Annotated in this window: 24 protein-coding genes; 10 read left to right on the top strand and 14 right to left on the bottom strand. The window is 68.1% G+C overall.

The features are described 5' to 3' along the window. Positions 1-229 precede the first annotated feature (229 nt). From ACZ45E_RS39435 to ACZ45E_RS39410, 6 genes are all read left to right on the top strand, one after another. Positions 230-460 carry a hypothetical protein gene (locus ACZ45E_RS39435; protein WP_468231292.1) on the top strand — a complete coding sequence of 77 codons (231 nt, stop codon included), beginning with the start codon at positions 230-232 and terminating at the stop codon, positions 458-460. Then, positions 457-1,431: a hypothetical protein gene (locus tag ACZ45E_RS39430; RefSeq protein WP_468231290.1), complete on the top strand. Its 975-nt coding sequence runs from the start codon at positions 457-459 to the stop codon at positions 1,429-1,431. The genes ACZ45E_RS39435 and ACZ45E_RS39430 overlap by 4 nt, the downstream gene beginning before the upstream one ends. 229 nt (positions 1,432-1,660) lie before the next feature. Next, on the top strand, positions 1,661-2,353 hold the full coding sequence (locus ACZ45E_RS39425; protein WP_468231288.1) for a helicase associated domain-containing protein: 693 nt from the start codon (positions 1,661-1,663) through the stop codon (positions 2,351-2,353). A 97-nt stretch (positions 2,354-2,450) separates the two neighbouring features. Continuing rightward, a complete protein-coding gene (locus tag ACZ45E_RS39420; RefSeq protein ID WP_468231287.1) occupies positions 2,451-5,459 on the top strand; it encodes a tetratricopeptide repeat protein in 3,009 nt (1,002 codons plus the stop codon). Positions 5,460-5,538: 79 nt separating this feature from the next. After that, positions 5,539-5,754 (top strand): helicase associated domain-containing protein, encoded by a 216-nt coding sequence (locus ACZ45E_RS39415; RefSeq protein ID WP_468231294.1) that lies wholly within the window; start codon positions 5,539-5,541, stop codon positions 5,752-5,754. A gap of 50 nt (positions 5,755-5,804) precedes the next feature. Further along, positions 5,805-5,969 (top strand): hypothetical protein, encoded by a 165-nt coding sequence (locus ACZ45E_RS39410; protein WP_468231286.1) that lies wholly within the window; start codon positions 5,805-5,807, stop codon positions 5,967-5,969. A 189-nt stretch (positions 5,970-6,158) separates the two neighbouring features. Here ACZ45E_RS39410 and ACZ45E_RS39405 read toward each other — a convergent pair whose 3' ends face one another. From ACZ45E_RS39405 to ACZ45E_RS39395, 3 genes are all read right to left on the bottom strand, one after another. Then, a complete protein-coding gene (locus tag ACZ45E_RS39405; protein ID WP_468231283.1) occupies positions 6,159-6,869 on the bottom strand; it encodes a hypothetical protein in 711 nt (236 codons plus the stop codon). A 623-nt stretch (positions 6,870-7,492) separates the two neighbouring features. Then, the gene (locus ACZ45E_RS39400; protein WP_468231280.1) at positions 7,493-8,035 is read right to left on the bottom strand and encodes a flavoprotein; all 543 of its coding nucleotides are present in this window, start codon (positions 8,033-8,035) and stop codon (positions 7,493-7,495) included. Next, entirely contained in the window at positions 8,032-8,979 is a 948-nt protein-coding gene (locus tag ACZ45E_RS39395; RefSeq protein WP_468231278.1) for a helix-turn-helix domain-containing protein, read from the bottom strand. Before ACZ45E_RS39395 ends, ACZ45E_RS39400 begins: the two co-directional genes overlap by 4 nt. Before the next feature lie 237 nt (positions 8,980-9,216). On the opposite strand from ACZ45E_RS39395, the gene ACZ45E_RS39390 reads away from it, so the two are divergent. Both ACZ45E_RS39390 and ACZ45E_RS39385 read left to right on the top strand, forming a co-directional pair. Further along, positions 9,217-9,558 (top strand): hypothetical protein, encoded by a 342-nt coding sequence (locus tag ACZ45E_RS39390; protein ID WP_468231276.1) that lies wholly within the window; start codon positions 9,217-9,219, stop codon positions 9,556-9,558. Further along, the gene (locus ACZ45E_RS39385; RefSeq protein ID WP_468231273.1) at positions 9,555-9,938 is read left to right on the top strand and encodes a restriction endonuclease; all 384 of its coding nucleotides are present in this window, start codon (positions 9,555-9,557) and stop codon (positions 9,936-9,938) included. The genes ACZ45E_RS39390 and ACZ45E_RS39385 overlap by 4 nt, the downstream gene beginning before the upstream one ends. An 82-nt stretch (positions 9,939-10,020) precedes the next feature. On the opposite strand, the gene ACZ45E_RS39380 is transcribed toward ACZ45E_RS39385, so the two are convergent. The 8 genes from ACZ45E_RS39380 to ACZ45E_RS39345 form a co-directional block, all read right to left on the bottom strand. After that, positions 10,021-10,860, bottom strand: coding sequence for a hypothetical protein (locus tag ACZ45E_RS39380; protein WP_468231270.1), 840 nt, complete (start codon positions 10,858-10,860; stop codon positions 10,021-10,023). Between the two features lie 115 nt (positions 10,861-10,975). Continuing rightward, positions 10,976-11,839, bottom strand: coding sequence for a hypothetical protein (locus ACZ45E_RS39375; RefSeq protein WP_468231267.1), 864 nt, complete (start codon positions 11,837-11,839; stop codon positions 10,976-10,978). A gap of 147 nt (positions 11,840-11,986) precedes the next feature. After that, entirely contained in the window at positions 11,987-13,033 is a 1,047-nt protein-coding gene (locus ACZ45E_RS39370; protein ID WP_468231264.1) for a hypothetical protein, read from the bottom strand. Positions 13,034-13,322: 289 nt separating this feature from the next. Next, positions 13,323-13,709 (bottom strand): DUF6415 family natural product biosynthesis protein, encoded by a 387-nt coding sequence (locus ACZ45E_RS39365; protein WP_468231261.1) that lies wholly within the window; start codon positions 13,707-13,709, stop codon positions 13,323-13,325. Then, the gene (locus tag ACZ45E_RS39360; RefSeq protein ID WP_468231258.1) at positions 13,706-13,894 is read right to left on the bottom strand and encodes a hypothetical protein; all 189 of its coding nucleotides are present in this window, start codon (positions 13,892-13,894) and stop codon (positions 13,706-13,708) included. The genes ACZ45E_RS39365 and ACZ45E_RS39360 overlap by 4 nt, the downstream gene beginning before the upstream one ends. A gap of 93 nt (positions 13,895-13,987) precedes the next feature. Continuing rightward, positions 13,988-14,836 carry a helix-turn-helix domain-containing protein gene (locus ACZ45E_RS39355; RefSeq protein ID WP_468231255.1) on the bottom strand — a complete coding sequence of 283 codons (849 nt, stop codon included), beginning with the start codon at positions 14,834-14,836 and terminating at the stop codon, positions 13,988-13,990. 16 nt (positions 14,837-14,852) lie between these two features. Continuing rightward, positions 14,853-15,386, bottom strand: a complete 534-nt coding sequence (locus tag ACZ45E_RS39350) for a DUF6879 family protein (protein ID WP_468231252.1) — start codon at positions 15,384-15,386, stop codon at positions 14,853-14,855. Continuing rightward, complete coding sequence (locus ACZ45E_RS39345) at positions 15,355-15,621, bottom strand: hypothetical protein (RefSeq protein ID WP_468231249.1); 267 nt, start codon at positions 15,619-15,621, stop codon at positions 15,355-15,357. Before ACZ45E_RS39345 ends, ACZ45E_RS39350 begins: the two co-directional genes overlap by 32 nt. 490 nt (positions 15,622-16,111) lie before the next feature. Here ACZ45E_RS39345 and ACZ45E_RS39340 point away from each other — a divergent pair, with 490 nt between their 5' ends. After that, complete coding sequence (locus ACZ45E_RS39340; protein ID WP_468231246.1) at positions 16,112-16,684, top strand: RNA polymerase sigma factor; 573 nt, start codon at positions 16,112-16,114, stop codon at positions 16,682-16,684. On the opposite strand, the gene ACZ45E_RS39335 is transcribed toward ACZ45E_RS39340, so the two are convergent. From ACZ45E_RS39335 to mobF, 3 genes are all read right to left on the bottom strand, one after another. Then, positions 16,681-16,821 (bottom strand): hypothetical protein, encoded by a 141-nt coding sequence (locus ACZ45E_RS39335; RefSeq protein WP_468231244.1) that lies wholly within the window; start codon positions 16,819-16,821, stop codon positions 16,681-16,683. The two genes, ACZ45E_RS39340 and ACZ45E_RS39335, sit on opposite strands and share 4 nt — an antisense overlap. 27 nt (positions 16,822-16,848) lie before the next feature. Further along, entirely contained in the window at positions 16,849-19,464 is a 2,616-nt protein-coding gene (locus ACZ45E_RS39330; RefSeq protein ID WP_468231241.1) for an ATP-binding protein, read from the bottom strand. 103 nt (positions 19,465-19,567) lie between these two features. After that, complete coding sequence (gene mobF / locus ACZ45E_RS39325) at positions 19,568-21,433, bottom strand: MobF family relaxase (protein ID WP_468231238.1); 1,866 nt, start codon at positions 21,431-21,433, stop codon at positions 19,568-19,570. 372 nt (positions 21,434-21,805) lie between these two features. On the opposite strand from mobF, the gene ACZ45E_RS39320 reads away from it, so the two are divergent. After that, positions 21,806-22,591: a C40 family peptidase gene (locus ACZ45E_RS39320; RefSeq protein WP_468231235.1), complete on the top strand. Its 786-nt coding sequence runs from the start codon at positions 21,806-21,808 to the stop codon at positions 22,589-22,591. Positions 22,592-22,707 lie beyond the last annotated feature (116 nt).

Below are 22,707 nucleotides of genomic sequence, written 5' to 3'. Positions count from 1 at the left end.
TCCTCCGGATACGGAGACTTCCGTCCCACCTGGACATCCCTCCCTGGACCCTCAAGATCCATTGTCAGGGTGTCCACTCCAAAGGGTCAGCCTCAATGGACCGAAAGGCAACGCACTCGCTGGAACACCCTCCACCCTGACCAGCAACAGCTCCTCGCCACCATCGGGATCCACCCCGGATAGAACCGACAACAGCGGCACTGTCAGACCCATGCGGGACAATTCCGCCATGGGTGAATCCCTCGCGACACAGCTCCTCAGCTCGGACCTCGAGACGGCCTGCCCCACCTGCGGCTACCTGATGTGGGTCCGCTACTCGGAGGTCGTGGCCCAGACCGCCGTGACCTGCCCCTGCTGCTACACCCAGATCTGGCTGGTCGACGAGACCGGCAGCGCGCAGAACGCGGGCGACATCGTCCAACAGCAGATCGCACAAGCTCTGAAAGGCCTCTTCCGGTGAAATACCAGCAGCGCCTCCAGGTCGCCGTACGCGAACGCCTGCGCAAACTCATGACCGCGCCCTACTCCAGCGCCGGCCACGAAGTCCACCTCGCCGTCACCTGGATCAACAACCAGCCCGCTCTCAGAGGACTCCTCGAAGAGGCAGCCCGGACAGAACCAGATCTGGACTCGGAGCGCTTCCGCGCCAGCCTGACCAATGGCCAGCTCATCTGGCTCAGTAGGACCGAAGAAGGACAAGCCACGCTCATCTGGAAACTGATGCAGGAGATCGCCAAAGAGGAAGCTGATAGCCCCGACATCGGGTGGCAGATCGCAAGCGGCTACAGCATGCACAAGAGCATCCAGGACAACTGGCGGGAGTTCGCCGAAGACATCCTGCAGCCCCTCTTCGACTACCTCAGCGAACGCGTCGGCGCCGAGAGCAGCATCCTGCACACCCTCGAGCGCTACCGCACCCGCATCGAGTGGTTCGACCGCGAAGAGCTGTACACCCGCTTCGAAGCCGCCCGCGCCAACGGCGAAGAGGTCTACAACCTCGACCTGCAGCGTTTTCTGTTCCTCGAAGGCGACCACATCACCCACGCCAAGCCCCGCTCAGCCTCCGGCGAAGCCGACCTCATCGGCGACCTCGACGGCCGCGACCCCCTCGTCTGCGACGGCAAAATCTTCGACGGGAGCGGCCGAGGCAAGGGCTACCTCGTCAAAGGGCTGCACCAGGTCGTCAAATACGCCCACGACTACGGGCAGCACACCGCCTACCTCGTCATCTACAACATCAGCGACAGACTCCTTGAACTGCCCACCGACGGCACCCCAGGCGCCTGGCCCCCCTACACCGAGATCTCCGACGTCCGCGTCTACTTCATCCACGTCCGCGTCCTGCCACCCACCACCACTGCCAGCAAAGCCGGCAAAGCCACCCGCGTCACCCTCACCCACGACGAACTCACCAACCCCGACACCACCTGACCCACCCCACCAAGTAGCGGCCCACTCGAACTGCACCACGATCAACCAATCTGCACAGGCCACATCCGCGCAGGTCAGCCACCACGGCCCCACCGAGAACCACACCCAAAGCACCCCGAGCGTCACGAACAACACTCAGAAAAACTGAGAAGCCCCAGCTCGAAGCCACAACAACGACTCAGAAAAACTAGGCGACGACAGGCGCGCGGCGCGGCTGGAGAAGCTGGGCATGGCTTGGTCGGCGGCCGATGCGCGGTTCCAGGAGAACCTGGCGGCGGCCCGCGTGTACTACCAGGAGCACTGGACGCTGTGCGCGCCCCGGTCGGCGGCCGCGCTGGACAAGCCGGTCGGGCAGTGGCTGTCCAATCTGCGCCGTCCCGGTGCGCTGGCCGAACACCCGGAGTGGGAGGCCGCGTTGAAGGCGGTCGACGAGGACTGGAACCCGTCGTGGCCCACCGAGTGGCAGCGGCACTACGCCGCGCTGCGCGAGCTGGTGCGCGATGAGGAAGGCCCGGCGGAGGTCCTGCCCGGCTTCACCGTGCACGGCATGGACGTCGGCAAGTGGCTGGCCCGGCAGCGGAAGCCCGAGGTCTGGGCGGCCCTGGCCGACGGGCAGCGCGAGCGCCTGGAGGCCGTCGGCGTCACCCCGCTCTCCGCCGCACCGGCCCCGGTGGAGCCGGACGTGTGTACGGGGCCGTCCACGGCGCCCGTGAGCGCCTTCGAAAGGGGCGTTGCGGCCCTCGCGCAGTACAAGGCCCGCACGTCCTCTGTGACGGTCCCCAGGGCCCACGTAGAGGCGCTACCGGACGGGACGGAGGTCAAGCTCGGAGTGTTCCTCAGCAACAGCAAGAGCCGCCGGACCAAGCTGACCGCCGACAAACTCGCCGCGCTCGCCAGCCTCGGGCTGCAGTGGGCGGCGTAATGATGTCGGAGATATAGCGATAGTGCGGGTATCAGGCCGGGAATATGGTCACACTCAGTAGCCTGCGTAGTCGGCGGCTGAGTGGTTCGGGGGGCTGATGAGCGACACGTTTGTGGGGCGCAGTGACGAACAGGACCGGCTGCGTCTGCTGCTGGAACAGATGGGTGGTTCGGGCGGGGTGGGCCCTGATGAGGGGCATGTGGTGCTGGTACGTGGCCAGGGGGGAGTGGGCAAGAGCACGTTGCTGGCGCGGATGCGGGAGATCGTGGCTGAGGAACGTCCTCGGCGTGGTTGGCGGCGTGAGCGGCTGACAGCGGTGTTCCTGGACTGGGGTGAGAATCCGTTGTGGTCGGTGGCTGCGGCGTCGGCCGAAGGTCCGAAGGTGTGGCGGCTGCTGGCCGCTGTCGCGGTGGCTCTCGAGGAAGCGTGCGGGGCGCCCGCCGAGCGAGCTTTCAACGATTTCCGTCGGCAGGCGGCACAACTGCCCGAGATGGTGGAGCGGGCCAAGAAACTGATGCTGCTGGACGAGCACGGAAGTCCCCAGCCAGTACTCACCGGCGAAGCGCAAGGACTACTCACGGATGCGAGCGGTCTCGGTCTGGCAGCGGCCGGAATCCCGGTCGGTCAGAAGTCTGTAGAAAAGGCAATAGCGGGAGTGTTCACGGCCGGGTCGATAGCACACCGGCTGCGCCATGGGACCGTGGATGCACAGGTGTTCCGTCAGCTGATCGACGCCAAGACTGAGTTGGTGCAGGCTTTCGGGCAGGGCTTGCGGACACTGGCCAAGCGGCAGCCGGTCGTGGTCATCATGGACACCTGTGAACTGCTGGGTCTCACACTCCTGGAGCTGCGTCAGATCATTGCCCGCAGTGGCCCGCGCACAGTGTGGGTGCTGGGGACGCGTCTGGAAGACGGGGAGCAGCGTGCCGAGGACAGCATTGCGGAGCGGCTGTTACGGGGCATCCAGCACACCCGGTTGCACGATATGCCGTTGCTGGTGTTCGACAATGACAGTGCCGCTGCCTACCTCTCCGCGCGCCAGCCCGCCCTGACCAGGCAGGAGATCGCTCAGGCGGTCCGCTTCAGCCGCGGACTGCCGCTCGCCCTGGCACTGATCGTGCAAGCGCTGAAAACCGGCATGCGCATCGAGGAGATCTGCGAACGCCCAACCAACGCGTACGGCCTTCCCTCGGAGGTGGTGCAGAAACTGGCGTTGCGATACCTCACCCACACCGCCACGATCCCTGCCCTGGCTGACGACCGTTCCAAGCTGTGCGCTCTGGCCTTGGCCCAGCAGAATGACCCCGACGTTCTCGCCGTTCTGTGGAACGTGTCGGCTGCCGAAGTTCGTATGGTCACAGACCGGCTCACCGCCCGCCACGATTTCATGAGCAGTCACCACCGTGTCCTGCACGACGCCGTCCGCGCTGCGATCCTCAACCTCCTGCTCCGCAAGGAAGAACGCGCCGCCATCCGGGAGGTCAACCAGCGTGCTGCCGACTTCCTGCGTGAGCGTGCCCGCCGCCGAGATCACCGGTCTGTTGATGAGCAGCTCGCCGATGCTCAGTGGCGGCGGGACATCTCCGCGCTCGTCTGGCACACCTTCTGGGCCGACCCCCGCGCCGGCACCACCCTCCTGCTGCAGCTGCTGCCCTGGGTCGAACTCGTTCCCGGCTTCCGCGACCTGCTCTTCCAGCACGCCCAGTTCTTCGCGCCCACCTGCCTCCCAGACGCTGCCACCACGCTGACCGCGCTCCGTGCCTTCAGCAACCCGTTCTCGTGGGGCGTGCCATACGGGCAAGAACGTGAGCTTCCTGCGGCCCGCCAGCGTGTGCTGGCCTCCTGCGCCGCCGTTCCCCAGGATGTCGCCGCACAGCCTCCAGCCAGCCTCTATCGCAACCTGTGGGCAGCAGGCACCGCGCAAGCAGTCGGACTGCCGCGGGCTGACGCCGTAGCCCTCCTGCGAACGGCTGCACACCACACCCTGCCCCCGGGCGCAGCTACCGCACGACGCATCACCGGCCTGGCCTCGGATCTGACCCGCGGTTGGCGCGCGATGAGCGGCATGACTATCGCGGAACAGCAGGACGAACTCACCCTGCACGAGATCATCGTCCGTCACGACCCCACCGACAGCGACGCCCACATCGGCCTCGGCTCCTGTTATGCCGAAGCCGGACGGTGGCAGGACGCCGAAACCGCCTTCCGTGAAGCCCTCCACCACGACCCCACCGACAGCGACGCCCACATCGGCCTCGGCACCTGTTATGCCGAAACCGGACGGTGGCAGGACGCCGAAACCGCCTTCCGTGAAGCCCTCCACCACGACCCCACCCGCAGCACCGCCCACATCGGCCTCGGCACCTGTTATGGCCAAGCCGGACGGTGGCAGGACGCCGAAACCGCCTTCCGCGAAGCCCTCCACCACGACCCCACCCGCAGCACCGCCCACATCGGCCTCGGCACCTGTTATGCCGAAGCCGGACGGTGGCAGGACGCCGAAACCGCCTACCGCGAAGCCCTCCACCACGACCCCACCCGCAGCACCGCCCACAACAGCCTCGGAGTGCTGCAGTGGCTGCGGGGTGATATAGCAGGTGCCGAATCTTCCTTTCGCTCTGCGCTCAGTGCTGACGCTCAGTCGATCGCCGCTGCTCACTTTGGTCTTCTGCTTCTCCATACGGGACGAACAGATGAGGCGCGGGCAGTCTTGGAGAATGGGCCCGCAGGCGATGTGCGACGCGAGTTGCTCCTTGCCGTCGCCCTGCACGCTTCGGAACCGGCCCACGTGTCCGCCTGCCTACAGACCGCGCTCGTGGCCAGCGAGCAACCCTTCGAACCCGGGCGTGTCACGACCCCGTTCAGCCGGGCTCTAAAGAGGGCGTGGGCCCTGGCCGCGACAGGACGTGGCACGGAAGGGGCCGCAGAACTGCGTGCAGTGTCCGCCACCCGAGTTGCCTACGAGATGTTCGAAACGCCCTTCTACGACCAGCTCGCGAAGGTGATCGACCCTACGCAGCTGGAACCGATCCTGCAGGTGTGGCGCGAGATCATCGCAGCCGACCCACACGCCTGCGGCCCGTGGGGACCCCCTACCGCACCCTGACACGCTCCAGGCACACCAAGAGGACGACGAGCACGGGAACCCAAAATGGCCGGTCGACTGGCAACGGCACTACGCCGCGCTGCACGAGCTGGGGCCGCCGAAGAGGGCCAGGCCAGCGGAGGTCCTGCCCGGCTTCGCCGTGCACGGCATGGAACTCGGCAAGTGGCTGGACCGACAGCGGAAGCCCGAGGTATGGGCGGCTCTGGCGGAGGGGCAGCGCAAGCGCCTGGAGGCCGTCGGTGTCACCCCGCTCGCCGCCGCCCGGCCCCGGTGGAGCCGTCCACGGCGCCTGTGAGCGCCCTCGACAGAGGCGTTGCGGCCCTGGGCGCAGTACAAAGGGCCCGCATGGGCTCTGTGAAGGTCCCCAGGGCCCACGTAGAGGCGCTGCCGGACGGGACGGAGGTCAAGCTCGGGGTGTTCCTGGCCACCAGCAAGAGCCGCCGGACCAAGCTGACCGTCGACAAACTCGCCGCGCTCGCCTCCCTCGGACTCGACTGGGCCGCGGTATAAGGCCGCGCGAGGAGTCGTGTCGAAGTCGGCGTGACCCCTCGCGATGCGTCAGACGCCGCCCTCCCGGCGGGGGGGGCGGTCATTGCGTCGCGCAGGATGCCGTCGGGCACACGAGCCACGCCAAGCAGAGTGGGCTAAGTACGCATGAGGCGTGAGCTGCTAGGAAGGGCGAGGCGACTTGCGGGCCGGTCAATCGGCGCCTTGCCGGGGATGGCCTGAGGTATCCAGGCTCTGATGATTCGGTGTCACAGAGTCCGGACGAAAGAATCCTTCCCACCAAACGCGCTGGGCTACTGGCAGGCCCTGCCTCATTCGATCTTCCCGTCGTCGTATCCGACGGAGGGAGACCCGGGCCAGGGACCTCCACAATGCCTCGATGAAACAGGCAAGAGCCCCGACGCATATGGCAATGACGCGAGGAGCGGTGAAGTGGCCTTCAGGCGGGATTACCACGAAGGTCATCCCCAGCATCACCAGGAACACGCCGTTGTCGTAGGTGACCACGGCTCGACCGGACCACAGGCTAAAGCCCCGGGAGTGTGTCTTCTGCTCGGCTCGAAGCCACGCGAGATCCGCCTCATCAGGAGCACCCTCAGGCCACCAGTCCCAAATCTGTTTGGCCGTTGTCATGTATGCACGTGCCCAGAGTGTGGAGTGGACCGTCAGCAGGAACAGAACAGCTGCTGCAAGGAACATGGCGCTGGCCCACTCGTGCCAGGGCGACACAGTAGACAGAAGAGACAACGTCACCAGTGCGGCAGTGAGGGAAAAGCCAGCAAGGAATGGGGCGGCGACACAACCCATCGTGGTTCGGGCATCAGGGAAGCCGAAGCGGTCCGGCACCTCCCATCGGCGGCTCCTCCGCTCCCGCCATGCGAGTGCTTCCTTATCGGTAGCCATGCGACATCCTCCGCGGGGAAGACAGAACGACTTCCTCCTCTCTTTCCATCTTGGGCTTCGAGATCTGAAGCCGCCAGCCATCGCACGATGTGGAATGCTCCGGAAGGACGCCGTGTGCTGGAGGAGCCGCGGCCGGCCACAGCGTGACGGCGGGGCTGCGGCTTCGTTGGACGGCGCGGGCCCGGGTGGAGGCGGCGGAGACGGAGCTCGGCATGGAGCTGTGCGCCCGTCTCCAGCCGTTCCAGGAGCGCTACGACCAGGCCGTGGCAGCGGGGCGACGCGGAGGGGCTCGCCGGGCTCTGTGGGGGCAAGCACGGCCGCTGGGGGCGGATCTGCGTCCTGCCCGACAGGCATGAGACCTCGATGGAGGAACCGCACTGGGGCCGCAACAGCGAAGGTCGGCCGATCGCGTGGGTGGGCAGCGCACCTGACGACTGGTGAGCGGCGGCGGTGAGACCGGCGACAGGGCCCCGGGGCGCAGGGCGGCCCGGGGTCCTTAGCTGTCCGGGGCCAGCGGCATCGCGCCCCAGGCCCTACACGCACTTGAGTGCGATGCCGGGGGGTCTGAGCTGTGGCATCGCACTGGTGTGCGTTTAGCCCCTGGGGTCTGGGCCCGCCCCCTGTCAGGTGGGGAGTGCGTCGATCGCGGCCTGCCACGGGTAGGCGTCGAGGTCGCCATGCTTGGGCTTGTGGGGCACGAATCCGCCCTCCCCGAGCAGCACGGTGACGCCCGCTTCGCGTAGGAAGGCGATGTGGCCGGCCACGGCGGGGTGCGCGGCCTGGGCGTCGTTGAAATGCGGCAGGGCGATGATCGGCAGTCCGAGGCCGATGCCCTCGGTGATGAGGCCGAGGGCGAGGGTGTCGCTGATCGCGGTGGCCCATTTCGCGAGCGTGTTGTTGGTGAGCGGGGCCACGAGGATCGCGTCCGGGGCGGGCAGGACGTCCGGCTGTGAGGGCAGCTTGTACTGCCAGCGGACCGGGTGCCCGGTGAGCTCCGTCAGGGCCTCGATCTCGCCTTCGGCGTCCTCGCTGAGCCATCGGTACGCGGACGGCGTGAGGATCACGCACACGTCCCAACCGGCCGCCTGGGCGGCGCGGACGGGTACGTGAAGGCGTCGGGTGGGCGGGGCGGCACAGGCGATGAGGTACAGGGTGCGTGTGATCACTCGGGCAGTCCACAACGATCAGCAAGTGCGCGCAAGCGGCTCTCGGCACAGCCGGTACCCAACAGGCGCAGATCCTCCATGAGTTGCTTGGTCCTGGGGCGGCACAGGACTTCCTCGGGCGCCTCCTCCTCCGCTTTGAGGAGCGTGGTGACCGCTTCGGTGCGCAGGCCGGCCTGCTTCTCGCCGATGGCGCGGTCGGTGAGCAGGTGGGCACGGCGCTCGCGTGGGAGGTCGGCGAGGGCGGCACCGGGGATGTCGGCTGCGACGGCCACGGCGTCCGCGCCTTCGCTCAGTTGAACATGAGCGGCTACCCGGTAGAGCTTGCAGTTGGTCGGGCCGAAGCTGGTCCACAGCTCGTTTCCGTCGAAGCCGAGCCGGTCGGCGTGTTCGTCGGCCTGGTCCAGGAAGCCGGGGACGACGCGGGCGAGTGCGGTGGGGCTGTGGTCGTCGGCTTCGGCGGCGGCGGCCTGCGCCATCGCGGCCTTGAGGAACAGCATGCCCAGCACCGAGAGTCCTTCGGGGCCGCGCTGGAGAAGGCCGGGCTCGAGGCGGCGGGCGGCGGCCGTGACGAACGCAACGGCCGCCTTGGCCTGGCCGTGGTTGGTCATCGCGTCCGCGAGGTGGCGGGCCGCGGACGCCATGATGACGACGTCCTCGGAGCGTTCGGCGGCGGCGACCGCACGGTGGCCGGCCACGACGGCGAGTTCGGTGTCGCCCCACTTGATCGCGGCGGCCTCGGTCAGCTCCAGCGTCAGCGACAGCTGCCGGTACGCCTGAAGCTGGTCGTCGCCCTGGTGGTGTTCGGCGGCCCGGGTCGCGTCCACGAGCAGTTTGGGGATCTGCACCCCGAGCTGGGCGAAGTGTCCGGCCTGGAATCCGGTGCGGGCCAGCCACAGGTCGCGCTGCAAGGCGGCGACGGGGACCGGTTCGCCAGTAGGCGACACGGCGGCCGAACTGGATACGGTCCATGAGGAGCTCCGGATTGCGGAGTTGAGAACCCACACACATCGTGTGGGCTGCCTCCGGTATACCGCCCCTACCGTCCCGTTATGACCAACTCCCCAAAGCGGTCCACCCCAACGTGGCGCGAGCTCGCGCAGCCCAGCACCGGCAAACGGGCCCGATGGGCGGGCGGGCTGAACCGAACCCGGTGGAACCCCTGCGGCAGGGAGTGGGATGCGGTGGCCATCACTCCCATGGAGCGGGGCCTGGACGTGCTCGCCGCACTGCGGATCAGCCCGCGGCGCGGGGCCCTGGTCCTGGCCGACCACCTGCGCGGCACGCTGTATGTGATGGTGGCGTCCGGCTCCGGGAACGTCCTGGCCGGCCTGCCCGGGGTGCGGGTGCTGTCCAGCGGCAGCGAGTTGCTCATGCCTGCCACCTTGGACGACGCCACGGCGGTCGCCGACCTCATCAGCCATCCGCGCGGTGGTGAGCCGCCCGCTCTGATCCCCGCCGACCGGCTCGCGCAGGGTCTGCGCGGTCTTCCTGCTGACGCACCCGAAGAGGCGCCCGTGTCATGAACGGCTACACCGTGCTGTACGACCCGGAAGGACACCTCGCCGCGGAGCTGCCGCTCGATCGCACCACGCACGAGCGGGTCGCCCGCGCCGTGGTGGCGTGGGCCGATCCCGAGGTGCTGCGCCCCGACGGCTACGAACAGGTCGGACTGCTGCTCGCCGGGGCCACCCGCGCGGTCGCCAACGACGTCCGCGCGCTCGCGGTCAAGCTGCCTGAGGACGACGGCCGACGTCTGTTCGCCGAATTCGTCGTGGGCCAGGCCGACGACTGCCTGGCGCGTCCTTCGCGGAACCTGCTCCGCGTCAGGGACCGGCCCGTACGCTGCGGGCACTGTACGAACGACTGGATCGGCTCCAAGACGCCATGCCCGCTGCGGAGGTGACCACCACGGCCTCCCCCTGAGCGTCGCCCGGCGCCGCCTCCCCCGTCGGCGCCGGGCGACCACCACGAAGATCCCGAGCTAGTTAGGGCACTCGGGTCACCGCACCAGAGGTGAACCATTGCACCAGCGTGACCGCAGCATGTACTCCGGCTCGCGCGGCTTCCAGAGTCTCCGGCACAGTTCCGCCTTGACCACCATGTCGGGACGTTTGTCCTTCCCAGAGCGCCCGCATCATTGCCTCGACCGGCACGGTCGATCCCGCCCCCAGCGAAGTGGTGAACTTGTGGGACGCGTCGCGAATCACTCGCAGCATCGTGCCGAGCGTCGCTTTGGCGTTGTTCGGTTCCACGACGGCATGTGCTGCGGACTCGACTGCTTTGATCGCCTCGCTGTATGCCCGTATCGGGTCAGGGTGCAACCCGTAAGCGGCCTGCCAGGAGAGCATCAGGTGATCTGCTGCTGATCCTGCCTCCGGGGCAGCTGCTGCGTCATCGATCGTCTGAGCCATTGCGTCGCGAACGGTGGGGACGACACGTTCTTCCAGCCCATCTCTGGCGTCATTGACTCGATAAGCCGATCCTGCGACGTTCAGGATCTGGGCCATGGCTCCCCCGACATCCCCTCCAAGCCCGATGGGTTCACCGTCCTCCGGCTGGTCCCATCCAAGAAGGAGATCCACGATGTCGAGCAGGTCCATGCCGTCTGCGCCGACCAGCGCGTCATAGGCGGTCTGGCCCGGACGCAGCGCTATGCGAAGCCGCAGGCAAGCCTCCACCGCGTAGTCGTCATCTCGCTTGAAGTGCTGCGCTACCCACCTCTGCAGCGCTCCAACAAGATGGCGAGGAACACCGTCGTAAGGGGCGTAGTCCCAGGGCTCGTTGTGGCCTATCCGAACGGAGAAGGGCGGCCTTGCCAGAGTCATGGTCTGTGAGCGTAATGCTGCGCTAGGCCAGCCGGGAACGGGTTTTCCAGCTGCACCCCGCGCCCTGCGCATGGAACCGAGCAGAGGGCCTCGTCCGCAGCTTCAGGGCCCGCAGTCAGCACCTGCCCTCGAAGATCTTAGTGACCTGATCGCTGAAGAACTGAACCCAATCGTCCTGCTCGCTGCCAAGCAGAGGATGGCGCACCTGTGGGACGCCCCGACGGCAGAGATCGCGTAAATCTGCAATTGTGACGTCATCACCGTACTGGAGCCAATCATCCACGATCGCCCAGCTGGGGTCGTTGAAGACGGACTCGCCCATGCTCTCCTCGTGTCCCCGGCCGCTTGGGGTCAATACCCACGCGAGCGGCCGGAAGTAGACCTCGGAGAAGACGTCGTAGTGCCGTCTGTTCCCAAGCACCCGGACGCCATTGAACATGCTGGCCAGGCGTGTGTCCCTAAAGGGGTACAGGGCCATCCGCAAAGTGGCGCCATCGGGCATCGTGATGTGATCGCGCCGCTCGCGAAGGTCGGTGGCAAGAGCGGGGAACATCACGCGCAGGTGGGGAGTGGTGGCAAACATGCCGATCAGGACTGACCGTGCGACCCGACCCGGTGCGAGACGAATTGGCGGCGCCGGGTCCGGCCGGGGGAGATAGAGGAACGGGAACGCGCGCGCGTAGGTGCGCAATGCTCTTGCGAACTCCCCATAGGCCGCGTCGTAGTGCAGACCCGCAAGGCTGTTGCAGTCGCCGCACAGACTGCGCAACCACATCCCCCCAGCAGCAGGCCGGCCGTGGCTGCGCACTTGGTTGTGGACACGGACGGTCACACAGGTGACCTTGCCCCGGTTACCAGCGGTCTGAGGCGGCACGTGCGCCTTCGTCATCTCGCGTATTTCGCCGCACAGGCCGCAGGAACGCGCTCCTGGCTTTCGAAGGTCAATGCCCAGAGTGCCCGGCGGGCGCCTGTCAGCCATGCATGAAGCCTAGACGGGACCAAGAACTGTTACATCTCCCTTTCTTGGCGACGCTCAAGGTGAAAGAGACGTCCGCCAGGCAGTGCGAAAACCGGGCTCCGGGGATGTTATGTCTGATCCCCCGGGGCCCGTGGTGGTCTGGAGCGGTTACTGCATCAGCGCGGCGAGGGCCTGCTCAGCCATCTGGATGCCCTGCGTGGCCGCCATGGTGGTGGCGCCCGCCAAGAGCTTGTCCTTGAGCTGGGTGGCGAACTGGCGCAGGCGGCCGGGCTCGGGGTTGCCGGAGGTCGCCTCGGTGTGGAGGTCCTGGGCGATGCGCTCCAGTTCCATGCGGTCCTCGTCGGCGAGGCCCAGGATGGGGCTGACCTGGCCGACGTACCCGGCGAGCTGAACGAACAGCGTCGGGTCGACGCCGTCGGTGTTGTTCTGCGTGAAGTTCTGTTGCTCGCCGATGATGACGCCCTTGGCGTTCGGCAGATAGGTGTTGTACGTGGTGCTGAGGCGGGGCTGGTTGACGTGGTCCTGCACGCTTCCTCCTGCCAGAGCGCAGCGGGTGCCCTGGGGTGTGATGGCGACCGTGGCCGGGTCGGTGTCGATGTGTTCGATGAGGTTGTGCTGTGCGAGGTAGGCGAGCGCCTGGTGCAAATCGGTCCCGCTGATCTCGGTTCCGGCGAAGTAGGAGTCGGGTGTCGCGAGGAACAGGGCCGGGTCGATGGGTGTCTGGTCGCTGGCAGTGTCGAAGAGCCACCGCAGCAAGGCGTCGATCGTGAGGCGGATCCGGGCGGCGCGGTCCTTCTGCAGGTCCTTCAGTTCGTGCACCGCGACGCGGCCGGCGTCGGTGAGCCGGACATGGTGCTGGGGCCCCATGTTCCGAAGGATCTGCACCAGGTCGTGCTGGTCGAGCTGGAGAGCCAGGAGGGCCGGGTCCTCGTCCTCCAGCCGGAGCTCTTCGGGGAAGGCGGTGACGTTGATGTACCGGCCCGGGTTCTGCTTGTCGCGGTCGTCTAGCCACAGCAGCAGGCGGGCTAGGTAGCCGGTCACCTCACCGGGCACGGGGCTGGAGGTGGCTTCGATCTGCGCGGAGACGCGAGGAGGGTTCCGTCGTTGAGCCCGTTCCAGGCTCTTGTTGGTCTCCTTGACAAGGTTCTTCGCCCACTTGTCGATCTCGCGCTTGTTGATGCCACTGCGGGCCACGATGCCCTCCTGTCTCAGGTACCTCAGCCAAGGGTACGGACTGGGTCTGACAACGGGCCTTGTTGAGTGGGGTGCCGAGGGGTGCCCGCCGCGCGGGCGAGCTCCCCTAGACGGCGGCCGGAGAGCCTTCCGGGTCAGCTCTCGCTCTTGCAGTCCTCTGGGTGGGCTACCCGGGGTCGTCCGTGGGCCTGGGAACAGCGACAGCGCCCCAGGCCCGACGCGCACTTGAGTGCGCTTGAGCCGCAGCCTGACACGTGTAAGCCCTGGGTGGGGCCGCGCCTCTGCCGAGCTAGCTTTTGACCGGTGCGGGTTTGGTGAGGCGGTCCAGCCGGGTGTAGAGGGCCTGTACGAGGCGGGCGCGGTTCTGGACGCAGCACGCGGTGGCCTTGAGCGGGGCGGACAGGCGGCCGTCGGCTTCGCGGAGGACGACTTCGGCGAGGGCGCCGCGACCGTCGCTCTTGGGCAGAGCGTCGGCGAGACGCCGGACGTCGGCGGCGACCACGCGGGCGTGCCCGGTGAGCTGGAGGGCGATCTGCTCGTAGTCGCAGGGAGCGAGGTCCGGATCCTTCCACGCGAGGACGGCGGTGACGAGGGCCTCGTGCGGGGCGCGGTCCAGGGGCAGTTCGGCGGCCATCAGGCCCGTGGGGTCGTGGAGCACGGCGAAAGTGTTACTCATGGGGCGCCCGCCGCGTCGTCGTCCTGGTCGTGGTCGCCGGTGTCGGCGTCCGGGGCTTGGACGGCGAGGAAGCGGGCGTAGCCGCGATCGGCGCGGGCGATCAGCGCCGGGGAGGGCCGGCCGAAGTCGGGCGGCTGGAGGCCGGGGCGGTCGGGTGCGGGGCCGGCGGGTGTGGGTGCGCTCATGGACACCGCCTCTGTTGCTGGTGCGTCGGTGTCGTTCGACGCTACGGAGGCCGCCGCTCCGTCCTCAACGAGATTGCGGGAAATTGCGGAAGTTCACTCCAGGGCGTCGATTGCGGCCCGGATGAGGTCGCGGGCGGCGTCGCCGTAGACGGCCATCTGTGCGAGGCCCGCGAACGCCTGGGCGTAGTCGGCGAGTTCGCGTGGCTGCGTGACCTTGATCTCCGCCGTCAGGGTCTCCACCACGGTCACCGTGTCGTCGTGGAGGTAGAACGCCTCCAGCGGCCACACGGTGCGCTGTGCGGTGAACGGGATGATGCCTAGCGAGACCGAGGCGAGCGGCATCACGGCCAGGAGGTGGCGCAGTTGCCCGCGCATCGCCTCGGGGTCGGCGGTGCGGAAGCGCAGGACGGATTCCTCCATGAGGACGACGTAGCGGTGGCCGCCCTCGTAGAGAAATCGGGAGCGCGCCACCCGGGCGGCGACGGCTTCGGAGACGTCGTTCGGCGTGCCCTGGAACGTCGTGATCTGCTTCATCAGGGCGGTGGCGAAGACGGGCGTCTGGAAGAACCCGGGCGGGACGTTGGAGACGTAGACGCGGCAGACGCGGGTCTGCTCGTGCAGGGCGTACCAGCCCTCCTGGACCTTGCGCATCCCGTCCTTGTGCAGGCGGCGCCACTCCAGATACATCGAGTCGACCGCGCGGGCGGTGGCGATGAGGTCGTCGGCCTGGTCGTCCGCGCCACAGGCCGAGCACCAGGCGCGGATGTCCCCATCGGAGGGCGGGGCGTCGCCCTTCTGGATACGGGTGGTCTTCGCGGGATGCCAGCCGCACCGGGTGGAGAGGTCCTTCCCGGAGAGGCCGGCGTCCTTGCGTAGGTGCTGCAACCGCACGGCCAGCGCCTCACGGGCGGCCTGTGCGCTGGACGATGGGGATGTGCTCATGAGGGTGCTCAGGGGCCTAGACGGTGTACTTCTCGTGCGGGATGCCGCGTTCCCAGACCGTCTCGAACGCCGACGCGCACAGAGCCACCACAGCCGGGTCCTCGAAAGTCTCCGAGCCCGGGGCGGCCCAGTCGCCGTCGCCGCTGAAGAAGTGAAACATCACCAGGCGGCCGTCGATCAGCCAGAAGTCGTTGCCGGGCAGGGCGATGTCGGAGGCGTTGCGGCGGGGCAGCCAGCGGACCTGTTCGCCGGCGCCCACGTTCAGCACGGTCACCGCATGCTCCCACCGGATGTAGTCGGTCACCGGCTCCGAGACGATCCGCGCGCGGCGCATCACCACGCCCCGGGCCAGGGTCTCCTTCACCAGGCCGAGCCACTCGGGCCACCAGCGGGCCGTGGGGTCCAGGTCGATCTGACCGGTCCGGGCGAACAGCTCGATCTCTTCGGCCTCGTCACCGACGCCGTAGCGGTCGCGCATCTCCAGGTGCACCGCGCTGTGCTGAGCGCCCCTCAGCAGCTCAGCGAAGTCCGGCACGCTGCTCTGCGACATCACACGCCTCCCTCAAAATCGCCGCCATCCGGACCGGGATACGGATCACCGTCTCATGCGGCGGGATCCCCACCGCATGGCCGGCCACCCACTCCCTCCCGCCTACCAGCGCCCGGAGAAGCCCTTCGGCTTCCTCGCCCTGGAGGACCAGGTCAGCGCTCTCTTCCTCCACCCACACCGTCGGTGACCCACCACCGCCGGTGTTCGGGTCGATGCCGACGAACCGTAGCGTCATGGAGCTCTCCCCTGTGACTCGGTTGCGCGTAGTTGCGCAGACCGTCCCGCAGGCCGCGACCGGCGTCAAGGGCGCGTGGACCCCGGCCGGTCAGTCGTAGGCGCGTAATTGCCCATAGACCAGCAGCGCCCGCTCTACGTAGGCTCCATCGACCCGTACGTGTGTCCGCCACCGAGGCCATGAACATGCTGCGCGGCGGCCGCTCCCCCCTTCGATACTCGCCGTTCCTGCTGTTTCTTCTGTGCCGAGTTCACGCTTGCGGGGCCTGCGCGCTCTTAGCTTGTGCCGGGCCCGCAGGGGGTTCCGAACGGAGTGAGGGGGCCGTGCCAGTGGAGTTAGTGACAGTCGTAATCACGATCGCTTCGGTTGTGGCTGTGAAAGCGTACGCACTGCTTGAGTTCGAGGCGGTGAGCAGAAGCGGCCGCCAACTACGGATACGGGTGTCTTCAGCCGCTGTGTCTTCCACGGCACCGGACGAGCGGAACCGTACGTGAGCGACGAGGAGACCACCACGGGTGCGGACGCCCGGACCACGCCGGTGTGGCTGATGACGCGCGAGGAGAAGGCTGCTCTGACGCGCCCGACGACCGACCAGTACTTCTCCGTCTTCTACCGCGAGACGATCCGTCCGCTGGTGGGGTTCCTGGTCAATCATGGTGCCGGCCTGGTGGATGCGGCGGACATCGCGCAGAACTCGATGGTCAAGGCGTATCAGCGCTGGGACGACCTTCTCTACCCGCGAGCCTGGGTGTACGCCGTCGCATCCCGCGCACTGGCCCGCAAGGTCGGGGCGGTGCAGGAGGACCTGTGCGACGAAGTCCCAGAGCCGACCTCGCTGCTGCCGCGCCCCGACCATGTTCAGGAGTGGGAGAGCCAGCAGGAAGCACTGCGATTACTGGACGGGCTGCCTTTGCGGCAACGGCAGGTTCTGGCGTGGACGTTCAGCGGGTTCACCCCGAAGGAGATTGCCGAGCAGCTGAAGATGACGCCGGAAGCGGTGCGCGCCAGCCTCAAGAAGGCGCGACGCGCGGCAGCACAGAAGATGCGGCAGGAGGACGCTTAGTGACGAGGCACAAGGCGACGGAGGTCGCGCATGGTGCAACGAGCCCGCTCGACCGGCAGCAGGAAGCACTCCTGTGCCAGCTGGATCAGCACCTGGACGTTGAGGCAGGACTCCAGGAAGTACTCCTGGAGTCTCACAACGAGACCATGACGGCCGCGCTGGGGTCAGTGCTCGCCGTTGAGAACGGACTGGCTGCCGTGCTGGCTTCGCCGGGAGCGGCCCCGGGCCCCTTCATGGAGTTCACTCCCGTGGTCGCCAGGCTGCTGTCGGCGGTCAGCCCCGCACTGCGCATCGCGTTCAGGAAGGACCCCGACGTGGTACGCGGCATCACTGCCCTTGAGTTCGTCTACGAGGCCCCCCGCCACCTTCAGCTCCTCGCCATAGAAGCGGAGCTGCTCGCCCGCCTGGTGAAGCAGGGCAAAAACGGCGACCGTGACCACCTCATGCAGGCAGCGCTGATCGCCTCGCGGGTCCGCGTTTGGCCCGGCATCATCCTCAGGAACTCCAAGCCTGCCCGGCGTTTCGGCGGCCCGGAAACGACACGTGAGGCAGTCCGTGCACTGCGCGCAGTACACGACGCAGGCGACGCCTCGTTCACTCTCCTCGATCGTGTCGAGGAACTCTCGGACACGGTGAAGCGCCGCAGGACCTATGTGGCCCGCAAAGGGGGCGAGCCGTCGTGGGTGAAGAAGACGCTGGCCACGCTGGAACACGAACTGGCCGAGGCTTTCAAGCAAGTGCCGTCGTCCGCGGACGGCCTGGACGCACTCGTCACGACCTGCCGCACGTCGGTACAGCAGTTCATCGACGCATGTCGCACCGGAGTCTTCGAGCTGATCGGCCAGAAAGTGAGCTATCCCGGCTTCCCGCTGCTGGAGATCAGCGAACTGCAGCTCTTCCTTGATGATTACACCGAATCGGATCTGCGGTACGCCCCGCTCGGCGGGATCGATCTCACCGGCGTCCACTGGTCGGTGCACACGACTCTGTGGCCCGACAACGTGGACGTCGAACAGCTCAGGGACGCCTCGTACCCGGCACCCAACGACGCCCGGAGCGGGATCTACATCGTGGGGTCCGGAACAGCACCCGTGCGAAGCCTCGCCGATCATGTATGACCCGGCCCTCGCGCCCGTGGCCCGCCAATAGAGCACACGGAGCTCAGCGAACTGGGTGTTCTTCGGGGCTGAGTGGTCGTGTTGGCGAAAGCGGACCGGACTGGTCTGATGGGTGGCGGGCCGGATGGTCGACCCGCCGCCCTGTCGCTCATTCGAGGTCAGTGGTGCCGGTGGCGGCGCGGGCCGGTGGCGGGCCCACTTCTTGAGGTCGCCGACGCGGTAGAGGAGTTCGGCGCCGCGCTTGCCTGCCGGACTGGGGAAGGCCCGGTCGTTGGCGCGGGCGAAGCGCAGCGCGGCCAGGGTGATGCCGGGCAGGTGGTGTTCGGCGGCCTCGCGGAGCCCCACCACCTGGTCGTCGTCGACCACGGCCGGGGCCGGGGTCGCCGGCGGCGTCGCCGTGGCGTTGGCCGCGAGCTCGCCGGGCGCGGCGGCCGGGGCCGGAGCGAGGTTCCGAGCGTCGGCGGTCCGGGCTCCGTCCGTGGGCGGCTCGGGAGCCAGGGGAAGGCCGGGGGTGGTGGGCCCGGTGCCGGGGAGGGAGTCGGCGGGTGGCTTGTGCAGCTGCACCGGGACCGATCCGCCGGCGGCCGCGGCCTTCGTGCCAGTGGTGGCCCACTCGCGGGCTTCGGGCTCGGTGAAGCACAGCACCTGCGTCTCCCGCGCGGATCCGCCAGAGACGACCTGGGCGCGGCCGCGGTGCTTGGTGGACTTCGGCGCCGGGTGGACTTCGGGGGCGAGCATCCGCCAGGCATTGACGCTGTACTTGGCGAGGATGCGGGTGGAGAACTGCTCGCGGACCTCCGGGCGCCCGAGGACGCGGGCGGTGGCGGACTGCGCGACCAACAGGACGTGCATGCGCAGCTGGCGGCCCATGTAGAGGATCTCGTTGAGCGCGTCGATGGCCGGGGAGACCTTCGGGTCGCCGGGCTCGCGGATCTTCTCCCAGTAGCGGGCCAGCATCTTCATCGTGGCGTTGACCTCTTCGAGGAGGATCAGCAGCCGCGGGCCGATGGCTTTGGGGTCGGCGTCGATGCCCAGGTCGTCGGCGACGTAGGTACGGTGCCGGCCTTCCCGGCCGAGGGTGATGAGCTGGTCGTGGATGTCGGCGATGTCGCGGCAGTAGGTGACGCCGTCGATGCCGTGGGCCCACGGGTGGGAGATCCGCTTGGTGTCCAGGACGAACACGAGCGAGCCGTGGTGGAGCATCTGGCAGGCGATGCACCGCAGGGTCACCGACTTGCCGCCGCCGGTGGAGGCGTTGACCAGGATGTGCGGGGACTCCGCGTCCAGGTCGACGGAGACGATCTGCCCGCCGGCACCGATCCCGATGATCGGCGCGGACTCCTTGGCCTTGGCTACCAGCTCGCGGGTCTTGGGGTCTTTGAAGAGGGCCTTGGCCGGAGGCTTGCGGGTCTTCTTCACCAGCACGTGGGGCCTGCGGCCCTCGGGGTGCCAGGAGAACGTCACGCCCTCCAGGGCGAGCTTCTGGGTGATGAGGTCGGCGACGACGTCGCGGGAGAAGCCCAGCTGACGGGGCAGGTCGATGCGTATCTCCGCGTCGTCGTCGGAGAAGTTCTTCGGGACATGGAGGTAGCGGCGCGGGTCGGTCTGCTCCGCCAGTCCGAGCGGCCGGTGGATCGCGTCGTAGGGGGCGGCCCCCGGCACCCTCCCCGTTCCCGGATGGCTTCGGGGGTGGGCGGTCGGTCGCGTCCCGGTGCCTGGCGCGGTGACTTCGTCGTCCGTCCCGTCGTGCGGGCCGCACGGCACTTCACGGCCGGAGGCCCTGGCCTTGGCCGGCGTCGGGGTCGGGCTGCTGGCGCTGCTGCTCGTGCTCCTGGCGGTGCTGGTCGACCGGACTGGCCGGATCGGCGGCCGGGGCCTTTCGGTCCCCAATGGCCCGGCGGCGGGTGCTGGCTGCGCGGGTGAAGGCGGCGAGCCGGTCCAGGTTCTTTGGTGTGCGCAGCCACGTCGCCGGGTCGGTGGTGCGGCCCTCCAGGTACTCCTCGGGTATCGCGGCCTGCTGGTGGGCCTGGACGGCGGCGGCCCGCTGTGCCGGGGTCAGGGCGGCGTCCCGGCCCGGGTGGTCGACGGCGTGGGGAGCGGATGCCGTCTCGCCCTCGTTGGCGGTGTCGGCTCGGAGGCGGGCGTCACGGATCTCGTTCTGCACGGCACGGCTGGCCTTCCGGGCCCGTTCGTAGCGGCTGGACTCCCGTGGCGGTGCGCCTTCGCCGGGAGCGATCCACCACCGGTGCGAAACCCGGAAGTTGGCGGTGTAGGTCATCCGGTCCGCCGTCGGTGCCTCCCGGCCGGGCTTCGTGACCGTGTGGCGGCGGGAGTAGCGGAGCAGGGCCCGGTGGGCGATGTAGTCGTCCAGGCCGCGGGTGAACTCGCGGCCGCGCAGCGTCTCCAGCAGGTGCCGGCGTGCTTCGGCCAGGATGTGGCGCCGGGAGAACTTCTCGCGCACGGTGAAGACGACCGCGGCGACGTCGACGGCGGCGAGCGCCACGTCCACGACCGGGTCCACCCGCACCCGGATCGCCGCTCCGGCTGCCCGGCACCTGTCCAGGAGGCCGTCGATGAGCTGCTGGCCGAAGCGAAGGATCGCGGAGGCGCGCCACCACGCCAGCAGCTGCGCGAGGGGCTTGGGCTTCTTCTTCGCGGGCCGGGTCGCCTGCGCCGCCCACCAGCCCAGCTGGTGACGGCCGCGCTCGCCGGGCAGGTGCCCGTGATCCTTCACGTACTGGTCGGTGAGCACCTCCAGGGCGTCCTCGATGCGCCGGCGACGGGACGCCTGCCAGTTGATGAGGTCCTCGGGCACGCCGGCGATCTCCATGACCGGACGCAGGCCCGGTGTGACCTCGCGCGGCTCGGTCGCCAGCCCCAGGGATTCACACACCTCGGTCGTCATAGTGAGGGTGTACAGCGTCCCGGCGGCCACCACGTTCTGGTAGAGGCGGTAGGTGTCCAGAGCGCCCCAGACCGGATCGCCGTCGGCGCCCGTGCGCTGAACGCGGTTGAGGATCAGGCAGTGCTCGTGCAGGAGCGGCAGCCCGTCGCGGTTGTCAAAGTGCCGGAAGGCGGCGACCACGAGCGCGGGTGTCTTCGCGCGGCCGCGGCCCGACGCCCACCGGGTCTCGGCAACCTCATCCTCCAGCCAGCCCAGCGCCGCGGCGACGGCCCGCTCATGGGCCCGCTCGATGACCCGGCGCACCCTGTCGTCGCCCAGCGCCCACAGCACGACCAGTGACGCCTGCGGCCGGAAGGTGAAGTCCATGCCGAGCAGCGGCGTCTGCTTGCGGGCCTCGATCTCCTCGATCGGCTGTCCCAGCACCGTCAGCCGGCGGGCTGTCGCCGCGTCGACGCCGTCGGCCAGGAGGCCGCGCTCGAGGCGGTCGGCATCCGGGTGCCGGCCCTCACCGAACAACAGCTCCAGCTGACGCTCGGACACCTGAGCGCCCTCGATGAGCCCCAGCGCACGCAGACCACGCCCCAGCCACCGCCCCGGCGGAAGCCCGGCCAGCACCTGGGCGGCCTTCAACGACTGTCCGACCGGGCGGCAGCCGTCCCCGAACGCCACTCCACGTATGTAGTACCGCCACGCGTTACGCCTATGGATCTTCGCGACACTCAGCATCGCCCCAGCACACACCGGCCCTGACCTGCAAAAAAGCGCGATCCCGTGCGGCGGGAGAGTTCACCGGAACTTCACGGCCGAACCCGCCCGCCGGGCGCTCGTGGCGCCATCGTGCCCGCCCGGCGGACACCACCAGGGCCATGTAAATACTGCGCAACCCTCAGGCACACTCGTGCCTGAGGGTTGCCTCCTTGAGAGGTAGGTGGGCCGTCAGTTTCAGCGGTCCTGCCCCACGGACGGGCGGCTCGAATCTTGCCCTGCTCCTATACCGGATTTCCTACGTACCCCATCCGGCAGGCACCCCGAGGACGCCCCGTGCCCCATGTTGGCCGCGCCATCACTTCACCCATATGGGTGAGATTGGGGATCAAGATGCGCAAGCAAATGGTAAGGGCCGGGCTAGCTATCCTCGCTGCCTTCGTTACGGCGCTGGCGTTGCTCGCAGTGCCCACGGCGGCCCAGTCGGTGGGCGACCGTATCAACGTGGGCAACCTGGGTGCCGGGGACTGGATCCAGTCCCCCAACGGCGCCTACAGACTCTCCATGCAGAGCGACGGCAACCTGGTGCTCTACGGCCCCAGCGGGCCGTTATGGGCCACGTACACCAGCGGCAACAACGCACACCTCGGCAACCAGAGCGACGGCAACCTCGTGATTTACCGGGGTGACGGGAGTGTGGCCTGGGCCTCACGAAGCCACGCTTCAGGAGGCGGAACACTCGTCATGCAGAACGACGGGAACGCCGTCGTATACGGAGCGTCCGGCCCCTTCTGGTCGACCTACACCGGAAACGGTGTGAACAAGATGGCAGCATCCGGCGCAGTCGCGTTCGCCCGCCAGCAGGTAGGAAAGCAGTACGTGCGGGGAGGGACCGGCCCCAACGCCTATGACTGCTCGGGTCTCACTCTTAAGTCATACGCCAGCGTGGGAATCGGCCTGAACCGCACGAGTCAGAACCAGTACCTACAGGGCTCCTCCGTCAGTCAGGCAGCTCTGCAGCCCGGTGACCTCGTCTTCTACTACGCGGCCGCCCCCACCCACGTCGGCATCTATGTCGGCAACAATGAGATCATCAACGCCCTCAACATCGACACCGGAGTTCGCTACGACCCCCTCACCTACCCCGGCTCGATCACCGGGTTCCGGCGCTACGCCTGATTGAGCAGGGCCGGATGGCCCTAAGGGCTTGCAGATCATTAACACGTCGTCTTGATCTTGCTGCTGGCCTCGCTGCTCTGAGTCAGAACCCGTGCGTGGAGGACCGTGAGGGCGGC

The organism is Streptomyces sp. NPDC030991, assembly GCF_055571235.1.
This window is presented reverse-complemented; position numbering and strand designations above follow the sequence as displayed.